At 57.9% G+C, this 23,217-nt stretch carries 18 protein-coding genes; 9 read left to right on the top strand and 9 right to left on the bottom strand.

Annotated elements, in window-relative coordinates:
- Nucleotides 1-271 precede the first annotated feature (271 nt).
- Nucleotides 272-934, top strand: a complete 663-nt coding sequence (gene purN / locus CYB_RS04285; RefSeq protein WP_011432536.1) for a phosphoribosylglycinamide formyltransferase — start codon at nucleotides 272-274, stop codon at nucleotides 932-934.
- A 26-nt stretch (nucleotides 935-960) separates the two neighbouring features.
- A complete protein-coding gene (locus CYB_RS04280) occupies nucleotides 961-1,764 on the top strand; it encodes a PIN domain-containing protein (RefSeq protein WP_011432535.1) in 804 nt (267 codons plus the stop codon).
- 9 nt (nucleotides 1,765-1,773) lie between these two features.
- On the opposite strand, the gene CYB_RS04275 is transcribed toward CYB_RS04280, so the two are convergent.
- The 5 genes from CYB_RS04275 to mrdA form a co-directional block, all read right to left on the bottom strand.
- Complete coding sequence (locus tag CYB_RS04275) at nucleotides 1,774-2,655, bottom strand: hypothetical protein (protein ID WP_011432534.1); 882 nt, start codon at nucleotides 2,653-2,655, stop codon at nucleotides 1,774-1,776.
- A 282-nt stretch (nucleotides 2,656-2,937) separates the two neighbouring features.
- Entirely contained in the window at nucleotides 2,938-3,597 is a 660-nt protein-coding gene (locus CYB_RS04270; protein ID WP_011432533.1) for a hypothetical protein, read from the bottom strand.
- A gap of 25 nt (nucleotides 3,598-3,622) precedes the next feature.
- Nucleotides 3,623-4,756 (bottom strand): threonine-phosphate decarboxylase CobD, encoded by a 1,134-nt coding sequence (gene cobD / locus CYB_RS04265; protein WP_011432532.1) that lies wholly within the window; start codon nucleotides 4,754-4,756, stop codon nucleotides 3,623-3,625.
- Between the two features lie 35 nt (nucleotides 4,757-4,791).
- Nucleotides 4,792-5,097 carry an HU family DNA-binding protein gene (locus CYB_RS04260; RefSeq protein WP_011432531.1) on the bottom strand — a complete coding sequence of 102 codons (306 nt, stop codon included), beginning with the start codon at nucleotides 5,095-5,097 and terminating at the stop codon, nucleotides 4,792-4,794.
- A gap of 315 nt (nucleotides 5,098-5,412) precedes the next feature.
- On the bottom strand, nucleotides 5,413-7,392 hold the full coding sequence (mrdA, locus tag CYB_RS04255) for a penicillin-binding protein 2 (protein ID WP_083757634.1): 1,980 nt from the start codon (nucleotides 7,390-7,392) through the stop codon (nucleotides 5,413-5,415).
- Nucleotides 7,393-7,439: 47 nt separating this feature from the next.
- Between mrdA and CYB_RS04250 the strand changes: the two genes are divergently transcribed.
- Nucleotides 7,440-8,708: a lipopolysaccharide biosynthesis protein gene (locus CYB_RS04250; protein ID WP_238376898.1), complete on the top strand. Its 1,269-nt coding sequence runs from the start codon at nucleotides 7,440-7,442 to the stop codon at nucleotides 8,706-8,708.
- On the opposite strand, the gene CYB_RS04245 is transcribed toward CYB_RS04250, so the two are convergent.
- A complete protein-coding gene (locus CYB_RS04245) occupies nucleotides 8,695-9,060 on the bottom strand; it encodes an FHA domain-containing protein (RefSeq protein WP_011432528.1) in 366 nt (121 codons plus the stop codon). The genes CYB_RS04250 and CYB_RS04245 overlap by 14 nt on opposite strands.
- 128 nt (nucleotides 9,061-9,188) lie before the next feature.
- Entirely contained in the window at nucleotides 9,189-10,025 is an 837-nt protein-coding gene (locus CYB_RS04240) for an SDR family oxidoreductase (protein ID WP_011432527.1), read from the bottom strand.
- A gap of 117 nt (nucleotides 10,026-10,142) precedes the next feature.
- Between CYB_RS04240 and CYB_RS04235 the strand changes: the two genes are divergently transcribed.
- Nucleotides 10,143-10,634, top strand: coding sequence for a YajQ family cyclic di-GMP-binding protein (locus CYB_RS04235; RefSeq protein WP_011432526.1), 492 nt, complete (start codon nucleotides 10,143-10,145; stop codon nucleotides 10,632-10,634).
- Between the two features lie 187 nt (nucleotides 10,635-10,821).
- Here CYB_RS04235 and hemW read toward each other — a convergent pair whose 3' ends face one another.
- Nucleotides 10,822-12,039 carry a radical SAM family heme chaperone HemW gene (gene hemW / locus CYB_RS04230; RefSeq protein ID WP_011432525.1) on the bottom strand — a complete coding sequence of 406 codons (1,218 nt, stop codon included), beginning with the start codon at nucleotides 12,037-12,039 and terminating at the stop codon, nucleotides 10,822-10,824.
- Between the two features lie 68 nt (nucleotides 12,040-12,107).
- On the opposite strand from hemW, the gene hisH reads away from it, so the two are divergent.
- From hisH to CYB_RS04205, 5 genes are all read left to right on the top strand, one after another.
- A complete protein-coding gene (gene hisH, locus CYB_RS04225) occupies nucleotides 12,108-12,764 on the top strand; it encodes an imidazole glycerol phosphate synthase subunit HisH (RefSeq protein WP_011432524.1) in 657 nt (218 codons plus the stop codon).
- A gap of 6 nt (nucleotides 12,765-12,770) precedes the next feature.
- Complete coding sequence (locus CYB_RS04220; protein WP_011432523.1) at nucleotides 12,771-13,232, top strand: EVE domain-containing protein; 462 nt, start codon at nucleotides 12,771-12,773, stop codon at nucleotides 13,230-13,232.
- 184 nt (nucleotides 13,233-13,416) lie between these two features.
- Complete coding sequence (locus CYB_RS04215; protein WP_011432522.1) at nucleotides 13,417-14,997, top strand: hypothetical protein; 1,581 nt, start codon at nucleotides 13,417-13,419, stop codon at nucleotides 14,995-14,997.
- A 12-nt stretch (nucleotides 14,998-15,009) separates the two neighbouring features.
- Nucleotides 15,010-16,335 carry a hypothetical protein gene (locus CYB_RS04210; RefSeq protein WP_011432521.1) on the top strand — a complete coding sequence of 442 codons (1,326 nt, stop codon included), beginning with the start codon at nucleotides 15,010-15,012 and terminating at the stop codon, nucleotides 16,333-16,335.
- 32 nt (nucleotides 16,336-16,367) lie between these two features.
- Nucleotides 16,368-22,004, top strand: coding sequence for a DEAD/DEAH box helicase (locus tag CYB_RS04205; RefSeq protein ID WP_011432520.1), 5,637 nt, complete (start codon nucleotides 16,368-16,370; stop codon nucleotides 22,002-22,004).
- A 169-nt stretch (nucleotides 22,005-22,173) separates the two neighbouring features.
- On the opposite strand, the gene surE is transcribed toward CYB_RS04205, so the two are convergent.
- Complete coding sequence (gene surE / locus CYB_RS04200; RefSeq protein WP_011432519.1) at nucleotides 22,174-22,971, bottom strand: 5'/3'-nucleotidase SurE; 798 nt, start codon at nucleotides 22,969-22,971, stop codon at nucleotides 22,174-22,176.
- Between the last annotated feature and the right edge of the window lie 246 nt (nucleotides 22,972-23,217).

The raw sequence follows: 23,217 nt of genomic DNA, 5'->3' as shown, positions 1-23,217 counted from the left end.
CAACTGCTGGGATCGACTTGATCGACTTGGCCTATTTTTGGAGGAGCTTGAGAGATCGCGGATCTCCTGCTGCATTTTCCGCATTTCTTGAGGCATCTCCCGCAGCTCCTCTTGGGCTTGATCCGTGCAGCGCTCGATGGCGCGGGTGCGCCTGTCAAAGCCGGCGACGGTCAAGTTTTTGGATCCCTCTCTGGATCAACCTGGCCAGAACCAGAGGGGAGGCTGTCTGGGTTTAAAATAGCGGGGCTGCAGACTTTCCCACCAAGCGCTCATGAACTCGCCCAGCTTACTCTGGCCGGATCCCGACGGGATCCCAGTGCCCTCTCAACCGGGGATCCTTGGCATTTTGGCTTCCGGCAATGGCAGCAATTTCGAAGCTATTGCCCAAGCCATTGAGGCTGGGGAACTGCAGGCCCAGATTGCTGTGGTCATCACCAACAACCCCAAAGCCTACGTGCGGCAGCGGGCCCAAAAGCGAGGGATCCCTTGCGTCTTGCTCGACCACCGAGACTACCCCTGTCGCGAAGACCTGGATGCAGCTATCCTCCAAGTGCTCTGGCAGCATCACGTGGAATGGGTGATCATGGCCGGGTGGATGCGCCTGGTTACCCAGGTGTTGTTGTCCGCCTACCCGGATCGCGTCCTGAACCTGCATCCTAGCCTGCTGCCCAGCTTCAAGGGCCTGCGGGCTGTTGAACAAGCCCTGAAGTGCGGTGTGAAAATCGCCGGCTGCACCGTTCATCGGGTCACCCTGGAAATGGACAGTGGCCCCATCGTGGCCCAAGCAGCCGTGCCGGTTCTGCCCGAAGATACCGTGGAATCCCTTTACCGGCGCATCCAGGCCCAGGAGCACCGCCTCTACCCGCTGGCCATCCGCCTCTGCCTGGCAGAGGGATCCCTGCTACCCAAGTCTTCGGGGAAGCTGCACAATTGAGGTTAAGTCCAACGCTGGCGCATCCCATGGCCGAGATCCCGCCTCTCCTCGTCTTCGATAGCCCGGTGATCCTGGCCGGTCGTCTGGCTCTATGGCAAGAGTGGGCTCGATTTGGGGTGTGTGTGCTGCCGCAGGCAGTGATGGCCGAGCTAGAACGCCTGAGCCGGCAGGCTATTGATCCCCAAGAAGAATCGACAGCCCGCGAGTTTTTGCGCCACTGGCCCAGCCTGGGGTTTGCCGTCTCAGAAGCCCGTGCCCTGGTGGGTGGCGCCGGTGCCGGCGATCAGTCCATGAGGGTACGTTTGGAAGAAGCGATTGCCGAATGCGCCTATGCCCTGGCCCAGCAGCAGCCGGGAACGCTGGTGGTTTTGGTCAGCAACGACCGGCCTTTGGTGGGGCGAATTCAGGGTCTGGGTCTCAACAACCTCTGTGCCATCTCTCTGGCAGAGCTGAACCGGTGGATGCGTCAGCAGCAGCGCCCTCAGGCTGTGGTTATGGCTTTGAATCGGTTACCAGGGCCACCCATTCCTGCCGCCCAGTTGACGTCCTCTACCCTCGCTCCACCTGCCCGTCCCTTGAGTTCCTCTCCAGCTTCCGGGAACCCCCCCGCCCAGGCGCGGCAGCGGTCTGGAGCTGCTCAGGTGGGGCCGATCACAGCCCGCCTCTGGCCCTTTTTGAAAAGCCTACAGAATGCCCTTGCGTTGTTGCTGGCCCTGGTTTTCCTCTCGGCAACCGGGTTGCTGGCCTGGCGCCTGCTCGATCCAGAAGGAAGTGAAGGGATCTGGCGGCGGCTACCTCTCTCTCGGATCCCTTGGATTCGGGATCTGTAGTCCTCAAAGCTACTGCTCAGCAATCGTAACGTTAAAGCCCTTATTTTTCAGGGTTTCCGCATGATAGCGGGCATACTCCAGTTGCTCAAATGCTGCCAACTGCACAAACTTCTGGCCATTCACATCTTTGACAAAGGCCCCATCAGAAACTTCTCGAGCACGTGCCAAGCTCTCATCTCCCGAGTAGGTAGTGAGCACCAAGAAGGTTCCCTCGCCGCGGTTCGGCCCCAGGGAGTCTATGTTGTTTTCGCTTAGGGGCACCACGTTCTGGGATCCCGCAGAAGTAGGCGATGAAGGTTGGGACGGGCGCTCCAGGCTGGCTGCCAACTGCTCCACCGTTTGCAAGCTGGGGGGAGAGGGTTCCTTGGAAGCCAAGGCCAAGTCGGTCTGCAGGCTGTCCAGCAGGTTAGGAACGCCTTGAAGAGGATCCACCTGCAAGTCCTTCCAGTCCGGGGTGGCCGCCAAGCCCAGCGCCAGCCGATCCGGATCCAAGCCACCGAAATAGAACTCCTCTCCCACCTGCCCTTCCACCGGTTCCAGTGGGATCAGGGGCAACTGGGCCAGATCCACCTGGGCAGGGATCCCTTCTTCCGCCCTGCTGGCAGCACTTTGGGGCAGGGACAGTTCTTCCGGCCAGATCAGCCAGCGCACCCCAAAGCCAATCCCCGCGCAGGAAAGCACCCACAGCAGCAAGACCCAGAGGGGCGAAAAGGCCCCGGAGGGCCGCGGCATCTCTTCCTCTTCCAAGTCTTCCACCACCTCTTGAATGAGCACAGGTGAAGGGCGCTGTACAGAGCTGGTATTCCCAAGCTGACCTGCTCGTGGGGGCGGGACAGAGTCCATGCGCTGCAAACGCTGCCAGAGGCGGAATCGCTCCAGTTCTTTCAGCACATCCAAATGCAGATGGCTCAGCGCCTCCTGAAGAGCAAGTTGAGGAACTGGATGTGAATGGGACTGCTGTGCCGGAGACAGGGGTTGGGTAGGGTCTGGGGGAAGCGGAGAAGGACTCATAGACAGCCCACACTCAACTTGATGTAAAGTCGGAGAGCAAACAATGCCGATCCACTGTTACAGCCGGAAACAGCCTAACAGGAGAACCCACCTTGGGAACAAGGATTGCCAGCGCCCCATACCTTGCCATAAACCACCATGCCACAGGGCTATGGCAGTCTTCTAGGGCTTTGCCTCCAGATAGAGGGCACGCACATCTGTCGGTAGGTTCTGAAGCAAGATCTGGCGGGCAGAGGCAACGATGGCATCCACGTCTTCTGGGGCGAGGTAATATCCGTCAGCCTTGAGTTGGTCGGCAATGCGAACCGGTGGCCAGCCAAAGCGATCCCGCAGCAGCAGAATGAAGCGCAGATCCCCCGGCAGGGTATCCAAACCAGCAGTCAAATAACAGGCCAGTGCCGGTGAAAGAGAGGACTTCGCCCCGCCTCTGGTGGAGTCGAGACTGCAAGAAGCTTGAGGGCGGGTGGGGATCCCATCCAAGGATTGGATCAGCTCACGGGTTTGCTCCGCCAGCCAGGGTCGCAGCACAGGATCCCCTTCGCCAGCCGCTTCTTCCACAAGGCTGTGGACATCTAGGCGCTGTAGGCGCAGGTAAAGCCGCAACCAAACCTGCTCTCGATAGGCAGCCCACTGCTCGGGCGGCAGATGCTCGGCAAGGATCCCGTCCACCCACTGGCAGTAGCGGCAAAACAGGCTGATGAAGTAGCGGGCCACCTCCGGCTGCCGTTGAAAGGCCCGCAGCAACTCCAGATCGCTGTAATGGGCCACCCCCCGCACGATAGGGGCGTTGCATTCCGGCCAAAAGGCGGTAGCTTCGGGCATGAGAATTTCTCCCGCAGAAAAATCCCTAGCTATTCTCCAGGATCTCCCGGCAGGCGGATAACAACTGCTCCTGCTCCGGCAGGGTGCGCAGGCCAATGCGCAGGTAGCGATCTCCCAGCTCGGGAAAACTCAGGCAATCCCGCACCAGAATCCGGTGCCGCTGCAGCAGCGCCCGCTGAATTTGCGTGGCAGAGCCAGGGCAGCGCACCAACACAAAATTGGCTTGACCAGGCCAGGGATCCCAGCCGGGCAGTGCTTGCAAACCCCTGAACAAATGCTCTCGGGCCACGGGTAGCCAGGCCAAGGTGCGCCGGCGGAAGTCCTCATCGGCCAAAGCTGCCGCCACTGCCACTCCCGCCAATCCGTTGACGCTCCAGGGATCCCGCCACTGCCGCCAGCGCTGCCAGTGATCCGGGTGCCCCACCGCAAAGCCAATGCGCAAGCCGGGCAGGGTGAAAAACTTGGTGAGGGAACGGATGACGATGGTGTTGGGATGAGCCGCCAGGTGGGGGATCAAGGTTTGGCTGCGGGGCATTGCCGACGGGCTGGAGTTTAAGCTCAGGGTGGGCTCCCCCGGCAAAAAGTCCATAAAAGCCTCGTCCACCACCACCCGGTCGAACTGGGGCAGGAGAGGCAGGATATCTTGCTGCGGGATCAGCCAGCCCGTCGGGTTATGAGGGTTGTTCAGCCAGAGCACCCGGTTTCCCTTGCCTGCCACCGGAAGGGGTTCCTGCAGAAGGGTAAAACCGGCGGATCCCTGGCCGGGGAAAAAAGGCAGCGGCTTGATGGTCGCCCCTGCTGCCCGCAGAGCCCGCGCATAATCCCCAAAAGCAGGCTGGGGCAGCCATACCTCCCGCCCTTGCGCATCCCGGGCTGCCCAGGTGAGCAACTCCGCTGCCCCATTGCCCACAAAGATCCACTCGGGATCGACAGCCCAATGGTTGGCTAAACAGATGCGCAAGTCCCGATAGTCGGGATCCGGGTAGCGGCTGATTACAACCGGGTCTGCTGCAGACAGCGCCTGAGTCAGAGCTTGCAAGACCGATTCCGGTGGGCCCAGCGGATTCAAGCTGGCCGAAAAATCCAGAATCTCCTGGGGAGAGCAGCCAGCGATTGCTGCTCCCCAAGCCCAATTGCCACCGTGTCGAGGCCGCTCCACGCCTTACCCAGCAGCCGAGTCCCAACCCGGCGAAATTAAGATTTCCCCCCTGCTACTGCTTCGCGGAATGACTTGCCCGCCGCAAAAGTGGGGACGATTCTCTCTGGGATCACCATCTTTTGGTTGGTTTTCGGGTTGCGACCTTCCCGCTCTTTGCGCTTGCGAGCCTCAAAGGAGCCGAAGCCCACCAGGATCACCTTCCCCTTGGGTTCACCGTTTTCATCGCGGGATGCGACCTCTTCGACAATGATCTCCAGTGCTGCCGAAATGACAGCCTCCGCTTCTTTTTTGGTTACATTGGCGCGATGAGCGACGGCATCAACAAGTTCTGCCTTGTTCATCCTGATCTCCTTTTGAGTTAGGCAATAAAGTTAGAGCGTTCCCTGGATCGCGGATTCGCTCAGGCGTTGCAGAGCGGCCACGGCCCAGAGTGTTCTCAGTGTGTGGGAGCGGGGCTTGCCCTGCAATGCGCCAAGGCGCCACTGGCGCGAATGGCAGGATTGTGGCAGTTGAGCTCCAAATCACTGACATATTCTACAGCTAAGTTAGGGCAGAAGCCTGCTGGGCAAGGGGTTTTAGGGGATCTTAACGCAATTTTCTGGGAGACAAGAGACTGCATATACCCAGTTGGCTCGGATCCGACAGAAAGCTAGGGCTCACGACTCGGGTCGGAAGTAGGCCCGCATCACCTCTCGAAAGATGGGAGCGGCCCGTGATCCACCCCCACCGCCGCTGTTTTCCAGAAAGACCACGACCACCAATTCGGGCCGGTCGTAGGGAGCATAGCCAACATACCAAGCGTGGGATCGCCGCGGCGGATCCTCTGCGGTGCCGGTTTTACCAGCCGTTGGGGGAAATCCTGGCCCCAGGTTGGCGTTGCCGCCAGTGCCGTAAACCACGACATCTCGCAGCCCCTGCTGCAGGATCTCCAGGGTGGCAGGGGAAAGACCTACCTTTTGGCGCAGCGGCACAGGGCTTTCCGGGATCACCTGGTGCGAGAGCAAGGGGCGCACCCGCCAGCCCCCATTGGCCACTGCCGCCGTTACCACCGCCATTTGCAGCGGCGTAGCGGTAATAAATCCCTGGCCGATGGACATGTTGACCGTGTCGCCCACATACCAGGGCTCGCGCCAGTGGCGCTGCTTCCACTCAGCATCCGGCACCAGACCCGCGGCTTCCCCTTTGAGGCCAATCCCGGTCAGTTGTCCCAACCCAAAGCGGCGCGACCATTCTTGCAAAGGGGCAGCCTTGGTGCCGAGGGCGATTTGGTAGAAAAAGGTGTCGCTGCTGTAGGCCATCGCCTGCCGGTAGTTCAGCCGCCCGAAGCCGGCCCGGTTCCAGTCCCAAAAGCGCCATCCTCCCACCTGGATGTAGGGGCCGGTCTGCAGCACCGTATTCGGGGGAAAGGCTCCCGACTCAATCCCGGCAGCGGTGGTGATGATTTTGTAGGTGCTGGCGGGGGGATAGGGCCGCAGGCCGCGGTTGAGGAAGGGAAAATCCTGCTGCTGCAGGCTCTCCCACTGGGCTTGGGTGATGCGGCTGGAAAAGAGGTTGGGATCAAAGGTGGGATAGCTGGCCATGGCCAGGATCGAGCCATCGCTGGGATCCATGGCGATCACCGCTCCTTTTTGCTGGCCGAGGGCCCGCTCTGCCGCCTGCTGCAGCCGCACATCCAAAGTGAGCTGCAGGGTGTTGCCCGGTTGGGGCGCTTGTTCCCCCAGCACCCGCAGCACCTCTCCCATGGCGTCCACCTCCACCTGTCGCCCGCCCCATTGGCCGCGCAGATGGTTCTCGAACAATTCCTCCACTCCCATCAGGCCAACGATATCCCCCAGGCGATAGCTAGGGTCGGCCCGCAGTTGCTCTAGGGGGATCTCGCCGGTGTAGCCCAGCAGGTGAGCAGCCAAGTCGCCATGGGGATAAAACCGCGCCGTCTCCGCCTCCACCATCACCCCCGGCAGCTCGCGGCTCATCTCCTCCAGTTGAATGACCACCTGGGGGCTGGCGTTGCGCAGGATGCGCACGGGAAACGGGGAACGATATCCGGCCTGTTCCAGTTTCTGGGCGATCTCCTCGGGGGCCATGTTCAAGTATTCTGCCAACTTGGGGATCATCTCCTGCCAGCGCTGCCGCGACTGCACCAGAGGCCAGAGGAAGACCGAGTGGGACAATCGGCTGCTCGCCAGCAATACGCCGTTGCGATCCACAATGCGTCCGCGTTCTGGCGGCTGGGGCAACAGGCGAATGCGGTTGGTATCGGCCAGCTGGCGGTAATACTGGGTGCGCGCTAGCTGCAGGTAGGCCAGACGGGATCCCAGCCCTCCAAACAGCAGCAGACTGGTCAGCGAGAGCAAGACAACGGCCCGATAGCCCTGCCCCACCGTTTTGGCCGATGCGGATCCCAGCCAGCGAGGGCTACCGCCGTCCGGCAGGGGTGGGGGAAGTACCCGGCGGGGGGCAGGCGGTCTGGAATGGGGGGAGAACAGGGCTTGCGGATCCCGTCCTGCCAAGGTGTGGGGGCTTCGCGCGGCGTTGCTGACGGGGTAGAGTTTGGCCATGAAATTGCCAGAAGAATTGCAACCGATACACCCAAAATCGAGAGGAGATGCCCGCTCTCGGGCAGGCAGTCTCAGCATCCATCCAGTATCCCTGGCTGCGGCAAGCCTCGTCCAGGAGTGGCAGCGTGGATAGAGCAGAACAACAACGGCTGCGCCAGGCTGCCTGGCTGATGGTGGGCAATGGCCTGCGCCTGGGGTTGTCCGGGGCCTATTTCATCCTGTTGGCCCGTCTGTTGGGGCCGGAAGCCTTCGGGGTTTTCTCTGCCATCTTGGCCTGCAGCAACCTGGCCGCCCCGTTTGGCTATTTGGGCCAATCGGAACTGCTGATCCAGCGCCTCAGCCGGCAGGGATCCCCGACTTGCACCCAGGGGATTGGCCCCAGCTTATGGTTGGCGGGATTGGGCTGTGGGGGGATGGCGCTGGTGTTGTGGCCCCTCTTGAGCGTTTGGCTGGCCGGGACGCCAGCAGCGGTGGTGGGGGTATTGCTTTTGAGCGATCTGCTGTTCATCGCGGTGCCAGAGGTGTACAGGGGGATCCTGATCGGGAGAGAGCAGGCTGCTGGGGTAGCCCTCATCGACACGGGCATGGCGCTGGGGCGATTGGGGGCAGTGTTGTTGGCGGTGGCCTTGGGCTGGGGATCCCTGGTGCAATGGGCTGTTCTGTACGGCCTGATGGTGTTGGTCGTGCTGCTGCTGATCGCGAGGGGGATGGGACGGTGGAGCGAGCCTTCTCTCCCCTTGGCCCTGAGCTGGAGAGATCTGCGGGAACGGCTGACAGCGGGCTGGGACTTTGCGGTGGGGCTGGCCGCGGTGAAAACCTTCACCGATTTGGATAAGCTGCTCTTGCCCCGTTTGGCCTCAGCAGCAGCGGGGGGTCTTTACAGCGCTGCCTATCGGGTGATCAACTTCTCGCAAACGCCGATGATTGCTCTGCTCACCAGCCATTTTGCCGAGCTGTGCCGCCAAGGCCAAAAAGGACTCCCACAAGGCTGGCGCTACGCCTGTCACCTTTCCCCTTGGGTGGTGGGCTACGGCAGTTTGGCTGCTCTGGGGCTGGCCCTGGGATCCTACGGGATCCCCTGGGTGCTGGGATCGGCTTACCGGGAAACGGCCCTCATCCTGCGCTGGCTCAGCCCGGTCATTTTGCTGGAAGGGATCCACCTTTTGCTATCTCACCTGCTCACTGGAGCAGGGTTGCAAAAGCCCCGCAGCCGTCTGCAACTGATGGCTCTGGGGCTGAATGGGCTTTTGAATGCGGTTTGGATCCCAAGGTGGGGTTGGCAGGGGGCGGCCCTAGCGACCTTGCTGTCGGAGATGGCCTTGGTGCTGGCTTTGCTGCTGTTGATTCGGGGGCAGCTGCGCTCTCTGCAGAGAGCTGGGCCTAGGGCGCCTTAACGATTTTGTAGGTGGCTTTGGCATCGGGGCCAAAGGTGATCACATCCCCCGACTTGAGCTGGTGGGTGGTCAATTTCTGGCCGTTGATCAACAAGCCATTGGTGCTGGGGCGACCTTCCAGATCCCCATCCAAAATGCGGTAGCAATATTCTCCCTCTCGCTCGGCGGGAATCCGCAGCAGCATGGCGTGGTAGCGGGAGGCATACTGAGAGTTGAGACAGATGTCGTTCGCCAAGTCCCGACCGATGAAGTATTTGGCGGATCCCAGCACCTGGGTACGGCGGCCATCTCGGTCTTCCACGATCAAGATGTGCTGGTGGGTACCGGAAGGAGAAGGCACAGATTCAACCATACTTCCGCTGTCAATACCAGTGTTTAACCGTACCTCAAACTATACCGAAGTTTAGCCTTCTTCCTGCTATCGCTGGGTCTGCAGAATCGCTCATCCAGCGCCCCAGAACTCTCGACCGATCCAATGGGCTAGCGAGGAACATTCTGGAGCAATGAGCCGACCCATCCGGGGAAGAGGGTGTAAGCTCCTACCGCCCATTGGGCCATGCCCACCACCACCTCTGACTTGGACTGGCGAGCGGCATCCCAAATGGCTTCGGCAACTTCTTCCGGCTGGCTGACCCAAAAACTCTCCAGCGCCTGTTGCATTTGCTCGCGGGCTTTGCCACCTGAGGTTTGGGAGTGGCCATCGGGAGAGGACTCTGGCCCCACCTCATCCAGAAAAATGGCTCGCTTGAGGAAATTGCTGCTGACGATGCCCGGATGGACGCCAATTACCTGGATCCCTTGGGGTTGCAGTTCCAGACGCAGCGCTTCTGTCAGCCCACTGACCGCGTACTTGCTGGCACAATAGGCGCTCATCTGGGGCAGGGGCATTTTGCCGCCAATGGATCCCACGTTGATGATCTGGCCTTTTTTGCGCTTCAACATGTCGGGGAGCACGGCTCGGATGGTGTGGAGGTAGCCCCAAAAGTTGACCGCCATCAAAGCCTGCCAGTGCTCCGGGGTGGTTTGCAAAAAAGGGCCACTCATGCAGATGCCGGCGTTGTTGATCAGGCAATCGATGCGGCCATAGCGTTCTAGGGTTCTCTCCACCAGGTTTTGCACCTGTTCTGGCTGCGTGACATCGGTGGGAACGGCCAAGACCTCGGCGTTGAGGCTTTGCTCTAGGTCGATGGCCGTTTGCTTCAGGGTTTCGGCAGTGCGGGCAGCCAGCGCCAATCGGTAACCCCCACGGGCAAAGGTAAAGGCAGTAGCTCTGCCGATGCCTTCAGAAGCGCCTGTAATTAAAACAACATCGGCCATCCTGCTTCTCCGTAAATCTGGACTGGGATCCCTCTACCTGTTGTAGCTTCTCCGAGAGTTAGGGATCCCTGCTTGGCTGAGGGCTTAAGATACTGAACGATAGCGAAGATAAGGTTTATGGCCTCTACCTACTCATTTGACATCGTCAGTGATTTCGATCGGCAGGAACTGGTGAACGCTGTGGATCAAGCCCGGCGGGAGATCAAACAGCGCTACGACCTCAAGGATACTCAGACGGAAATTGAGCTGGAGGAGGGATCCCTGACCATCACCACCGCCAACGACATGGCCCTCAACTCCATTCGGGATCTGCTTCTTACCAAAGCGGCCAAGCGGGGTCTATCCCTGAAGATCTTCGACTTCCAACCCCCAGAGAGCGCCGGCGGCAACCGAGTGCGCCAGGTGGTTCACCTGAAAAAGGGCATTGATGCCACGCTGGCCAAACAGATTGCCAAGCAAATCCGCGACAACTTTAAGAAGGTGCAGCCCGCCATTCAAGGGGATCTGGTGCGCGTTTCCGGCAAGGATAAAGACGAGCTACAGGCGGTCATTCAAATGCTTAGGCAGCAGGACTACCCGGTGGCGCTGCAATTTGTCAACTATCGATAGGGATCCTCTGGGCTTCCGTATCTTTCCCCTCAACCCCTCTTGCAAGATTAGAGATCTCAGGATCTGTGAAATGTTGGGTTTAATGGCTGCTGGAAATGGTGATGGCCTACGCTCCTCAAAGCTTGAGTTTTCGGCCAATTGGGATAGGGGGCTCTGGTGAGAAATCTTGTGAAAGTAACCGTCGGAATCAAGCCAGCAAGTCTCTGAGAATCTCATTGGAAAATAGCCAGCCATCGGGCGGAATCAGCCGTAGCCGGCCTGCCTCACAACTGGCCCATCCCTTCTCAAAATAGGGATCCAGCCTCTCCAAAGCTTGCTCGACCTTTGGGTGGCCAAAACGCTCCTGTAAATGGCACAAATCCAGACCTTCCTGTAAACGCAACCCCAACATCAAAGTATCCATCCAAACTTCCTCTGGGGATGCTTCAGGAGGGAGAGGGTGGACTCCGACTTTCACCTGCTCGAAGTAGTGGTAAAGGGTTTTGGGCTGCTGAATGCGCCGTCCCCCCTCGTAGCCGACGGATCCCATGCCAAAGCCAAAGTAAGGGCGATTTTCCCAGTACACTCGGTTGTGGCGACAGGCGTAGCCGGGGCGGGCAAAATTGGAGATTTCGTAGTGGATGTAGCCCGCTTCGGTGAGCAGCTCCCGCGCCATTAGGTACATGGCAACTGTGGTTTCCTCGCTGGGCAAAGGTGCTGCTCCCGGTCGGTACATCCGACCAAAGCGGGTTCCCGGTTCAATCGTCAGATCATAGACGGAGACATGGGTGGGGTTAATCTCAAGAACAGCTCGTAGAGACTGCTGCCAGTGTTCCAAAGTCTGGTAGGGCAGCTCAAAGATCAAATCCAGGTTGAAATTCTCAAAGCCCGCCGCCTGCAAGTCGGCCACGGCTTCGTAAACTTCCTCCACTCCATGCAGGCGACCACAAGCGGCCAGCAGCTCTGGCTGAAATGCCTGTACCCCTAGGCTGATGCGGTTGACCCCCAGCTCCCGGTAGCCCGCCAACTGCTCCCGCGTCAGGGTGCCGGGGTTGGCCTCCAGAGAAATCTCGCAGTCGGGATGAAACGGGATCCTCTCCCTCAATTGAGTCAAGATCCGCCCCAGTTGCTCCACCGTCAGCAGAGAAGGGGTGCCACCCCCGAAAAAAATGCTGGTCAACGGTCTGGGATCCCCGGCCAGATGGCGGTAGCGGTAGGCGCCGCCGATCTCCCGGCAGAGCATCTGCACGTAGGTTTCCATCAACTTGCGGGTGCCCAGGCCGGTGGCAAAATCACAGTAGTGGCAGCGTTGCCGACAAAAAGGGATGTGCAGGTAAGCCGCCTCAGGCCAATCAACCTGGTCGCGACAGGGTTGCGGAGCAGTACCGGTCGGAGTGGGATCGTGCGAAGCAATTGCCACAGCCATGAGTCAGCTCAAACGGGTTAGAACCACTATACTGATAGACTCCGAAACTCCTCACGAGGAGGGATCCCATGGGAGCTGTGCGCCTGGCGGTAATCGACTATGAGGCGGGAAATCTGCATTCGGCTTGCAAAGGGCTGGAGCGGGCCGGAGCTGAGGTGCAGCTAGTAACAGAGCCAACTGGACTAGCGGCTTTTGACGGCATTGTCCTGCCCGGCGATGGGGCCTTTGACCCAGCCATGCAGCAGCTGCGGGCGCGGGGCTTTGGGAAAGCGATCCGGGAAGCTGTGGAGCGGCAACAGCCTTTTTTAGGCATTTGCCTTGGGCTGCAAGTTTTGTTCGAAAGCAGCGAAGAGGGAACAGAGCCAGGGCTGAGCATTGTGCCTGGACGGGTGCAGCGCTTTCGGCCAGAGGCGGGCCTGCGCATCCCTCACATGGGCTGGAATCAACTGCAACTCACCCAAGCCCACTCTCCCCTCTGGGCAGGGATCCCCGATCAAACCTGGGCCTATTTTGTCCATTCCTATCACGGTGTGCCCAGCGATCCAGCCTGGGTGGCTGCCACGACCCAACACGGCAGCCAAACCTGTGTAGCCGCCATTGCCCGCGGCGCTTTGTTTGCTACCCAGTTTCACCCAGAAAAGTCCGGCCCCTACGGCTTGAAGATGCTGCGCAACTTTGTCGAGTTTGTTGCCCGTTGTTCCCCCTTATCTGCTCCCAGAGCCTAGTGCCCCATGAACTACTGGCTGATGAAATCTGAGCCCAGCATCTATAGCATCTGGGATTTGCAGCGGGAGGGCCAAACCCTTTGGGATGGCGTGCGCAACTACCAAGCCCGCAACTATCTGAAGGCAATGCAGCCTGGGGATCGCGCCTTTTTCTACCATTCCAATGCCGAGCCACCCGGAATTGCCGGTTTGATGGAGATCCTGGAAACCCACGTGGTGGATCCCAGCCAGTTTGATCCGACCAGCCCCTACTACGATCCCAAGTCCACTCCAGCAGATCCCCGGTGGTACACGGTGCGGGTGCAATTTTTGGCTGCTTTTGAAAGAGTGATCCCTTTGGCCAAATTGCGGGCCACCTTCACCCCGGAGGAGCTGGAGGTGGTGCGGCGGGGCACACGCCTGTCGGTGATACCTGTGGCTGCAGAGGTTGCGGAGCGCTTGCTCTCACTGGCAAACCTCTCCTCTTGATCTGGGGTAAGCTTCCCGACGGTCTCGCCCGACCATTTCCTCTCCGAGGCAGCTAGCCTCTACAGCGCCGACTCTGTTTTGCTGCCAATTTGACCTAAAACAAACATAAAGGGATTCAAAAAATAGGAAACTGGGCATTCAACGCCTGCCTAGGCTTGAGGAAGGAACCCAGGGCGAGGTTACTGTGGCGCTGCACAACAACTATGCCCGCTGGAACCAAGCAATTGTTCAATGGGCAACGCTGGGAGTTCCTCACGGTACGCCAGTTTACCTCAGCGTAGATGAAGAAGTTTTAGCAAGTCTAGGCTTAGGCCCAGTTGAGGACTTTTGCCAAGCCGTGCGCGCCCAGGTGGTAGATGGCCAGCGAGTCCAGCTATCAACTCTGCAAAACCAAAGCTTGCCCGAACCAGCAGGAGTTGCCTTCTTGGCGCTGATGGTGCTCGCCGCCAACGACATGGTGAGGGATGAGGAGCTGGATGAGAGGGACTTCTTTACCCATTTTTGTCAACGATTGGGGGTAGGCGGCGACACTCGTCCCACTGGGATGAAAGCTGGAGATGAAGAAGGCCTATGGCAGGAGTGGAACCAATGGCTAGAGGTAAAGGGATGGATTGCCACCGCCGAGCCAGGGGAAGGCCCGCGCCGGTATTTGAATTACCCCATTTCCCAAACCCTGCTGCGGAAAGCGGACATCCAAAAGCTCTGTTGCCTGTTTTACGAGAAAAACTGGACTACCGCCCGCAGCGAAACTAAGTTACTGGTGGACTTGGCGAGCGAAAAAAACCTGAACCGCCATCTGGAAGAGCTGCTGGACGATCGCCAGCGACACGAGGTACTGGGCGCCGAAATCCTAGCCGTCCATCAGGAGTGGTTAGACGCACAATGCCCGAAACCTGAACAATTTAGCCGACGTCCCCCCACGTGCCTGATTGCAGGGCTGTATCGCACCGAAGATCGGTGGGGGAATCCAGAGTACTACCCTTACCCCAAAGTTCCGCGTCGTTGGCCAGTTGCCGAGGTGACCGTAGAAAACCTAGGTAGCTTGCGTTGTGAGCGCTCTGGTTGGTTTTTCCCTGTTGGCGCACCGCTTTCTGCTGCCGATCTAACAACGGGGAAGTCATGGCCGATTCGAGATCATGCCCACTTGCGGGAACTCCAGCTGCCAGCTCGAGACTTTTGGGTCTTGGTGCCCGATCCTGAGAACCCCGAGTCTAGTGCGCTGGCTAGTTGGGGAGCACCTAAATTGGGCAGTCATTTCACAGTGCTGTTTCGGGAAGCACTCTGGTTGGACTTGCAGCAGCTACGAGAAGAAAAGCTGCTGCAGTGGGAGGGCGATCGCCAGCTTGCCTTTGAAGTAACCTCTGGCTGGTGGGAAATCCAAGAATGTCAGGTGCTGGCGCCGGTATGGGACGGTTTGTTTTTACAACATCCTGAGCTGAAAGAGGCCTTACAACCACGCGATCGTCTGCACATTGCCTTGGGTGGAGGGCTACGGGTACCGCAAGGACAAGGTTGGCTCGAGGGTCACTTGCCAAAGGTGACTGTGTACGGGTTTCAGCCTACGGTAGCCGTGACTCTAACTGAAGTGCGTACCGGGAGCATATATCTTCCAGAAGACCATCGCTCTACCAACCAGCCTTGGGATTTGCCCGCAGACTTACCTCCCGGTACTTACCAAATCCAAGTACGGGGCGGAACTGCCCACCAGGAACGCTTTTTGAAGATCCTGAGTTGGGGTGATTTGTCATTAGCTTCCCTAGAGTAGAGGCATAACTCTATGTCGAAAAAATCTTCTCGGTCAGAGCAAACTTACTGGGGCTTTCGCACCCATACCTCCAGATACAAACCCCAAAAGTTGCTGAATTACTTACAAAAGCGGGTTACTCAAGAAAACTTGGCCGATGTTGTGTCTCATGTTCGTATTGAGAAGGGCATTAAGGAAAGAAGTAGGGGAGAGTATTACTTCTACTTGGGTATTAAGACAAATGCGCGCTCTGATTGGTCATCCACACAAAACACCCTTGAGCAACTGATTAAAACAGTGAGAGGTATCAGTATAGTTAGGATTCGAAGAGAAGGATTTTGCTGGGAAGATATTCGACACATGGTGGGTATCGCCTATGAGTTGGAACGGGATACCCAACCCATTGAGTATTTCCAAGTCAAGCGGCCACCTAAAGTCAACCCACTTGGTTTGGAAACACCTATAGCAGAGGCGGCAGGAAGCGATCGCTCCCAGCCGTGCGAACAGCTGCTTTGGTGGTTATCGGCAGCCGGTTCTGGTTCTTGGGAAACCTTTCAAGCCGTATGCAGTCACCTAGATCTAGTCCAACCGCGTCGGTTGTGGCGTCGGCTGCAGTTGTTAGGGCATCTTCTGGCAGCTCAGGATGGTCAACACTGGCAAATGCAGCCACCTTCCCTGCAGCCAGTGAGCAAAAATTGCTACGTGCTGTACGGTCAGCGAAACGCCAGCCTGCAAGAGTCTTTGCAGCAGTTTGGTCGCCTTGTGAAGATCCCTCAACCTCGAAGGGATGCTCCACCCTGTTGGCAGCTTGAGCTGCAAGCTGATGCTGCCAATGCAATTGCCGAGTTACGGACCAAATACCCTGCCCTAGCCATTCGTCCGGTCGAGGCCCCTCCTCCTTGGGCTGATTGGGTAGCTACGCTAAAGGTCGTCGATTGGGTGCCACTTCACCGCTATCGACTAAAGCGCTACGATGGGAGCAGCTTCGTAGATGTGCCAGACGCCGAGGAAACGGGTTTCTACGAGCTGTACGAGGAGGGATCCCAACAGCAGCATGCCCTATTCTACGACCGCCAGCACAACGCTTGGTACAGCGCCGAATGGTACAGTTTACGTTTTTTGGCTTTGACTCATCTTGCTCCCAAAAACCTATCAGTTAGTTACGACCCCAATGCCCAAGAACTATCGATCCCTATCAGCCAGCGCTGGCCGCTAGCCTACGAACGCTACTTGGTCATGCAATCGGGTTGTCTGCCTCGCTACAATCGCACAACAGAAGAACTGATTTATCAGAACATTGCACCAACTGTGTGGCAAGTCATTGGTGAACAGCTGCCGTTTTTTGATCTGGAGAAATAGTTACAGTTTTTGCCAAAGGCAAAGGAAAAACCATGTACGACCTCGTCGGTATCTATCAGCGGTTAGATCGAATCTACCAGCTTTACATTAGAAGTGCTTTTCCCTTACGTTACCCTGCTCTTAGCGCCGAGCGGGATCGCCACTTGCAGTACAGACCTGAGAATGCTCTGCTTAGTACTCCTCCCCTATTGGAGCCTACACCACTCTACCCTTCTTCTGGCAAAACCCTTGAGGAAGCAGCGAAAGCTTTACCCGCTGGTTATGAAGATTTGGTACATCTAGGCCAGTCTTTATTTCCAAACTTTCCGCTGTATGAGCACCAATGGCAAAGTTTGAAGGCAGCCATCGTTAACCAGAAGGATATTGTAGTAACAACGGGAACTGGTTCTGGCAAAACCGAGTGTTTCTTGTTGCCAATCCTAGCCCACCTTGCCCGGGAATCCCGTACCTGGGATCCCATGTCCCCTCAGAGTGGCGATACGTTCTGGTGGCAGCAGGAAGACAATCCAAAGTGGGTACCACAGCGCCAAGGGCAACAACGACCGGCGGCGATACGGGCCTTGATTCTCTATCCTTTGAATGCTCTGGTGGAGGATCAATTGCGACGGTTGCGCAAGGTGTTGGACAGTCCGGAAACCCATGCCTGGCTCGATCGCGAGCGCGGCGGCAATCGCATCACCTTCGGTCGCTATACGGGACAGACACCCCTCCCCGGTCGTCAGACCCCTGAAAAGGTCAAAGAATTGGCCAAGCTATTGAGAGATCTTCAGGAGCAGCAGGGAAGAGTTGCTGTTCGGAACAAGAATTCGGATAAAGATTCGGATTTAGTATTTTATTTCCCTCGCTTAGATGGGGGAGAAATGCGCTCACGCTGGGACATGCAAGAACATCCCCCAGATATCCTGATTACCAACTATTCCATGCTCAACATTATGCTGATGCGGCAAATTGAGGCTGGGATGTTCGAGCAAACGAAAGCGTGGTTGCAAGCGGATCGAGGTAATAAATTCTTGCTGATTGTGGATGAGTTGCACACCTATCGCGGGACACCAGGGTCAGAAGTAGCTTATTTGCTGCGCTTGCTGCTGTACCGCTTGGGGCTAACAGTCAACTCAGAACAGCTACAAATTTTGGCGACCAGCGCCAGCTTGGAAGAGGGCGAGGCGGGCCGCCGGTTTCTCCGGGAGTTTTTTGGGCGCGATAACTTTGCGGTGATCGCTGGAGAACAAGTTGCTCCGGATCCCGAAGCCCCAGCGCGAGTGCGTCAGTATCAAGTTGCTTTTGCTCAATTTGCCAGAGATGTGCAGGCGGATCCCCTCCAGCCCCTGCGACCTCTCCCTATCCCCGAAGAAGCTCTGACCAAGCTGGTGCAAGAGCTGGGGGGCGATCCCAGCTCAAAACCACTGGAGCAGGCTTTGGGGGAGTGCCTCGAAGAACTCAAGGTTGGCGATGCCTTGCGGGAGGCCTGTCGGCAAGCTAGTGGCAGCGTGCGCGCCACCCCCATCCAAAAAGTTGACCAGCAACTGTTCCCGGGGGCGGCCGTGCCCCAAGGCGGTCTGGTCTCCGAGGCCTTGCGAGGATTGTTGATGGCGACGGCGGTAGCTCAGCGAGAAGACGGGCGATCGCCCCAGCCCGTGCGCGGTCACCTTTTCTTTCACAACCTGCAAGGTCTCTGGGCGTGCAGCAACCCTCACTGCAGCGTTGCGCAACGCTCTCCGGAGAACAACCAGCCGCCTTCACCCATTGGCGCTTTGCACAGCCAACACCGTCTCAGTTGCGACTGCGGGGCGCGTGTCCTGGACTTGATCGTCTGCGAAGTTTGCGGGGAGGTATTCCTGGGGGGCTATGCATACCAATCCGGCGAGTCCCTTATCCTCACTCCCGATCAACCTGACTTGGAAGGCATTCCTGATTTGGTGAACCTTACGCAGAGGTCTGGGAACTATCGCGTTTTTTGGCCCCTGCCCCACGACCCGGAACCTTGGGCGACCCAGCCGCAATATTTGGAGTGGACTGCTGGCAAGACGAAGCGGGGGTGGGTTGAAGCCAAGCTCAACCCCGCTACTGGTGAACTCCGACAAGATAAAAGCCCCCCTAGAGAAGGCGAGGTTCCCGGCTGGGTGTACCAAGTGAAAGAGGGGGATGGGAATCAGCCCGCCTTGCCGAGCCGCTGCCCTCGCTGCGATACCGATCGCGCTCTCCGTGAGGCCTATCCCACTCCTTTGCGCGTGCACCGCACTGGATTCCAAAAAGCCTGTCAGGTGATTGCCGGAGCTTTGTTGCGGGAAATGCCAACACCGCAATCCCGCAAGCTGGTGGTTTTTTCCGATAGCCGCCAGGACGCAGCCAAGTTAGCCGCCGGTATGGAAATGGATCACTATCGCGATATGGTGCGCTTGCTGCTAGTGCGATCAGCAGAGGAGTATAGGCAAGACCTGCGGGCCTTTCTGCGCTGTGAGTTGCCCAGTCCAGAGGAACGACAGCAACGGTTGCGAGAATATCCCCGGTTGCTACAAGACGTTGAGGGGATGGCGGAGGATTGGGCAGCACGGGATCGCTTTCTTAATCGGCAAGGTGACATTGCTACAGAAGCTCTGCTTTGGACTCAAAACCGGCGACCTGCCAACGAGCAAGTTCGTGAACTGTGGCTCGAGATGCTCAAGTCTTACGGCGAGAAAGTTCCTCTCCTTGCCTTGCGGCGCACCCTGGCAGACCTGCTCTTACATTTGGGACTGTGCCCTGGCGGGATGTCCTTTAGCGCCCTTTACTATTCCGTCAATAAGGATCGGCATCCCTGGACTGAGCTCTACAACTGGCAAAGTCAACCAGTAACACGAATTGCTGCCCGAACACCAGAGCAAAACAGACACCTCGATGAACTCGATGCCTATTTAGCTGATGAAATGATGTTTACGCTGTTTGCCCATGCGGTCAGAAACATCGAGTCTTTTGGACAGGGCTATGTTACAGCTCAAGTTCCTCCGGAACTGCAAGACGTTGCCAGCGCGGTTATCCGCCAATTGGGAATTCGCAAGCGGCATCGATACTCCAAATTCTGCAGACCGGGTACTAGGCGGGAATTACCCCAGTACGTGGAGCGATACTTGAGAAAATTAGAGGAACAGGGCAAGCCAGACTTAAAATCCCAGATCGAGCGGGAGTTGAACAAAATCGGTACCCGTAGCGAGAACGGATTGGTTTTGGATCCAGATCGCCTCTACCTTGTGCCCGTCTCTCGCGAAGGTCTTCAAGGCTACCGCTGTCCTCAATGCGGGGCCTTTTACTTGCACACTGCGGGGGGATGGTGCCCAGAGTGCAGTGGCGGTCGCAACACCAGCAAACGCTCTGACCCGCAGGCCATCCGACTGCAGCCGAGCAGCTTGCCGCGCGACTTGGACTACTACGCCTACCTCTCCGACCCTGAAAACGAACCGTTTCGGATGAATGCTGCCGAATTGACAGGGCAAACCGACAAGGAGGATCGCCTCAAACGGCAGCGCTGGTTCCAGGAAGTGTTCCTAGAGGGAGAAATACCGCTGGCTCAGGGCATTGATTTGTTAAGCGTGACTACCACTATGGAGGCTGGCGTAGACATCGGCGGCCTGCTGGCAGTGATGATGGCAAACATGCCGCCCCGACGGTTCAACTACCAGCAGCGGGTGGGACGGGCTGGTCGGCGCGGTGCCGGGGTCTCCTTGGCAGTTACGTTTTGCCGGGGTCGCAGCCATGACGATTTTTACTTTCAGCGCCCTGAGGCCATTACCGGCGATCCGCCACCCCCGCCCTACATTGACCTGCGCAGCCTCACCATTGCTCGGCGCGTCGTCGCCAAAGAAGTTTTGCGACAAGCTTTTCAGGAAGTCTCGCAACACGATCAATCCGCTGCAGTCCATCTTGAAGACGTGACCAGCGTCCACGGCGAATTTGGTCTAGCCGAAAAGTGGCAGGAGGTGGAGCCGTTGGTTCGCCAATGGATTGCTAGCCACGACCAAGAAATCCAAACCGTGATCACCCAACTCTGCCAGCAAACTCATCTCTCGGCTGACGATCGACAAGCCTTGCATCACTACATCTGCAACGATTTGGTCAATAAGATTAGCGAGATTGCCACTTCCAATGCCTACAGCCAATCCCAACTCAGCGAACGCCTGGCCAATGCTGGCATCTTGCCCATGTTTGGCTTTCCCACGCGGGTGCGCCTGCTCTATACCCGCTGGTCGGCTAGCCAAGGCACCATCGATCGCGACTTGGATACAGCAATCGCACAATTTGCCCCCGGCTCAGAAATCGTTAAAGATCGGGCGGTGCACACCGCCTGTGGACTGGTGGAGTTGGTGCCTCACAAAGGGGACGTGCGATCGCGGCCTGGCCTGGTGCCGGCTCTTGACCAACCTAACCGCTGGCTAGGTCTGTGCTGCAACTGTCAAGCCATGATAGAGGACTACCAGCCACAGCAGCCGCTTTGCTCTCCTCCCCCAGCTACCCACAAGCCGGCAAAGCAAGCCTGTCCGGTATGCCAGCAAACCACCCTCCGCTGCATTGATGCGCGGGAACCCAGGGGCTTTTTCACCAACTTGCAGCCGCGGGATTTTGATGGTCAATTTGAGTGGCAACCCCGCGTCAGTCGGCCAACCTTGGGCGCGGACGGACTTAAGGCGGAAGCGACGACCGCAACGACCGGCAACGCTCACCTGCGGGGAGGCAGCGATGACGTTTTAATCGTCAATGATCGCGGCGGCGAGGGGGGGTTCCTGTTACAAGCGGATAAGAAGTGGCCAGGAGCTTATGTTTGTCCTGAAGTTCAGGGGAAACGTTTCGAAGGAATAGGCCCTACCTATCGGATTGCCCTACTGTCTAAGCGACGCACTGACGTGCTGCTGGTCAGCCTTCAAACTTGGCCGCCTGGCGTGTTTGCTGACTCAACAACTGTGGAAGGGCGAGCAGCTTTGTATTCCTTCGCCTTCTGGTTGCGAGCGGCTGCCTGCACCTTTTTGGATGTCGATCCTGACGAGTTGCAAGCCAGCTTTCAGACAAAGGAAGAGGCTGGCCGAGTGGTGGGTCAGGCTTTTCTGTTCGACAAGCTGGAGAATGGCGCGGGGTATTGCCTCTACCTCGCTCAGCCGGAGGTCTTCTCGAAGCTGCTGGAACAAGAGGACTTGTCTCAACCCAACAGTTTGGCCTTCCGTTGGCTGCAGCACCAGCAGACCTGCGACACGTCCTGCAACAACTGCTTGCGCGATTACTCCAACCTAGCCTACCACGGGCTCTTGGATTGGCGACTAGCCTTGGATATGGCGCGCCTTCTGCGAGATGCTAGGGCACCGGTCGATTTGCAGAGCCCTTGGGGGGAAGAGCAGGAAAATCCCTGGCGGCGCTTGGTGGAGCAGGTACTGCCGCCACTGCTGGAAAACCTAGGCTTCCAGCAAGTGTCTCAGGATTTTCTCCTGCCGGTGTGGACGGGAAACCGGGGGCGGGAAGTGCGGATTGTGCGCCATCCTATTTGGACTGATGAGCATCCCATCTGGCAACAAACTGTTGAGCAAGTCCGTCAGGCCTATCCCCAGGCCCACATTCAGGCAATCAATCCTTTTTTGACGTTGCGACGACCAGGGGATGTCTTGGCAAAGTCAACAAAAACTACCCGCTCTAAGCGTCCTGGTGCTGCCTGACTTTATTTCGCTCAGTTTCTTTAGCCTGCGGTGGAAGAGGGCAGCGCGACTCAGTAGTCCAACACTGCCGACGCTCTCTCTACGGGCTAAACACGTTGGCAGAGGCGATTTCTTTCTATTCCAGGGCCTAATAGCCTTTCTATTCTCTGACTCTGAACTGCGCCAATCCCTACAGAGCTCCCTCCAATCCAGAGCCAAAAGCCGAGAGCCCCCACTGCTGCAAGCTATCGAAGGCAGCATAAGCCGTTAGATCTGGCTGCAGGGGCGTAATCGACACATAGCCCTCAGCAACCGCCCGCACGTCCGAACAGGGATCCACCTCCTCTTCCACCACCTCTCCAGCTAGCCAGTAGTAGGCCTTGCCGCGCGGATCCACCCGTTTCTCATAGAGATCTGTGTACTTGCGCCAGGCCAGGCGGGCCAAGACCATGCCGCGTATTTCAGCCAGCGCTAGGGGGGGCACGTTGATGTTCAACAGCATCGGCTCCCCCAGGGGTTTCAGGCTCAGTTTCTCCAGTAGCTTCAGCACCACCTGGGCCGCTGGTTGAAAATCCTGATGGGTAAAACTGGCCAAGCTTACTGCCAGGCTAGGGATCCCTTCCAATAGCCCTTCCATTGCCGCCGAGACGGTGCCGGAGTAGAGCACATCCGTGCCCAGATTGGCTCCCTGATTGATGCCGGAAATCACCCAATCGGGAGGACGATCCAATAGCCCGTCCAGACCTAACTTGACACAGTCGGAAGGGGTGCCCGAACAGGCCCAGGCCTGCACTTCTGGAGGAAATCCCTCCCGCACCGGATCCACCCGCAGCGGCTTGTGCAACGTCAGGGCGTGGCCGGTGGCCGAGCGCTCCCGATCCGGACAGACCACCGTTACCTGGTGCCCCCCCAGCTGGGCCAGCGCTGCCGCCAAACACCGCACCCCTGCCGCCTGGATGCCATCGTCGTTGCTGATGAGAATATTCATCCCAGCCACCCCACACCCGCCCTTAGACATACACCAGTCTGACCCAATGATCTGCGCTGATCCCCCAGGTAGCCGAGTTCAGCGGCAGAATCTGAAAATTTACGGCTTCTTGGGGTTATTATTGGACGTAGCCTTTTGAACAATATCAGTAGGAACACAATGTCACCCCATGAGGTCAAGTGCCATTATGAAGCTAAGGTAAAGTAAACCCTGCGGTTTCCTTCCTCTTTGTATTTGCCTTCTTGT

The organism is Synechococcus sp. JA-2-3B'a(2-13), assembly GCF_000013225.1.
Classification (GTDB): Bacteria; Cyanobacteriota; Cyanobacteriia; order Thermostichales; family Thermostichaceae; genus Thermostichus.
The sequence above is the reverse complement of the archived record's forward strand: the minus strand, read 5'-3'. Positions and strand labels throughout refer to the sequence as shown.

Coding starts and splice junctions, on each gene's coding strand:
- purN (WP_011432536.1), top strand. CDS start 272: ATGAACTCGCCCAGCTTACTCTGGCCGGATCCCGACGGGATCCCAGTG.
- CYB_RS04280 (WP_011432535.1), top strand. CDS start 961: ATGGCCGAGATCCCGCCTCTCCTCGTCTTCGATAGCCCGGTGATCCTG.
- CYB_RS04270 (WP_011432533.1), bottom strand. CDS start 3,597: ATGCCCGAAGCTACCGCCTTTTGGCCGGAATGCAACGCCCCTATCGTG.
- CYB_RS04260 (WP_011432531.1), bottom strand. CDS start 5,097: ATGAACAAGGCAGAACTTGTTGATGCCGTCGCTCATCGCGCCAATGTA.
- mrdA (WP_083757634.1), bottom strand. CDS start 7,392: ATGCTGAGACTGCCTGCCCGAGAGCGGGCATCTCCTCTCGATTTTGGG.
- CYB_RS04245 (WP_011432528.1), bottom strand. CDS start 9,060: ATGGTTGAATCTGTGCCTTCTCCTTCCGGTACCCACCAGCACATCTTG.
- CYB_RS04240 (WP_011432527.1), bottom strand. CDS start 10,025: ATGGCCGATGTTGTTTTAATTACAGGCGCTTCTGAAGGCATCGGCAGA.
- CYB_RS04235 (WP_011432526.1), top strand. CDS start 10,143: ATGGCCTCTACCTACTCATTTGACATCGTCAGTGATTTCGATCGGCAG.
- hemW (WP_011432525.1), bottom strand. CDS start 12,039: ATGGCTGTGGCAATTGCTTCGCACGATCCCACTCCGACCGGTACTGCT.
- hisH (WP_011432524.1), top strand. CDS start 12,108: ATGGGAGCTGTGCGCCTGGCGGTAATCGACTATGAGGCGGGAAATCTG.
- CYB_RS04220 (WP_011432523.1), top strand. CDS start 12,771: ATGAACTACTGGCTGATGAAATCTGAGCCCAGCATCTATAGCATCTGG.
- CYB_RS04210 (WP_011432521.1), top strand. CDS start 15,010: ATGTCGAAAAAATCTTCTCGGTCAGAGCAAACTTACTGGGGCTTTCGC.
- CYB_RS04205 (WP_011432520.1), top strand. CDS start 16,368: ATGTACGACCTCGTCGGTATCTATCAGCGGTTAGATCGAATCTACCAG.
- surE (WP_011432519.1), bottom strand. CDS start 22,971: ATGAATATTCTCATCAGCAACGACGATGGCATCCAGGCGGCAGGGGTG.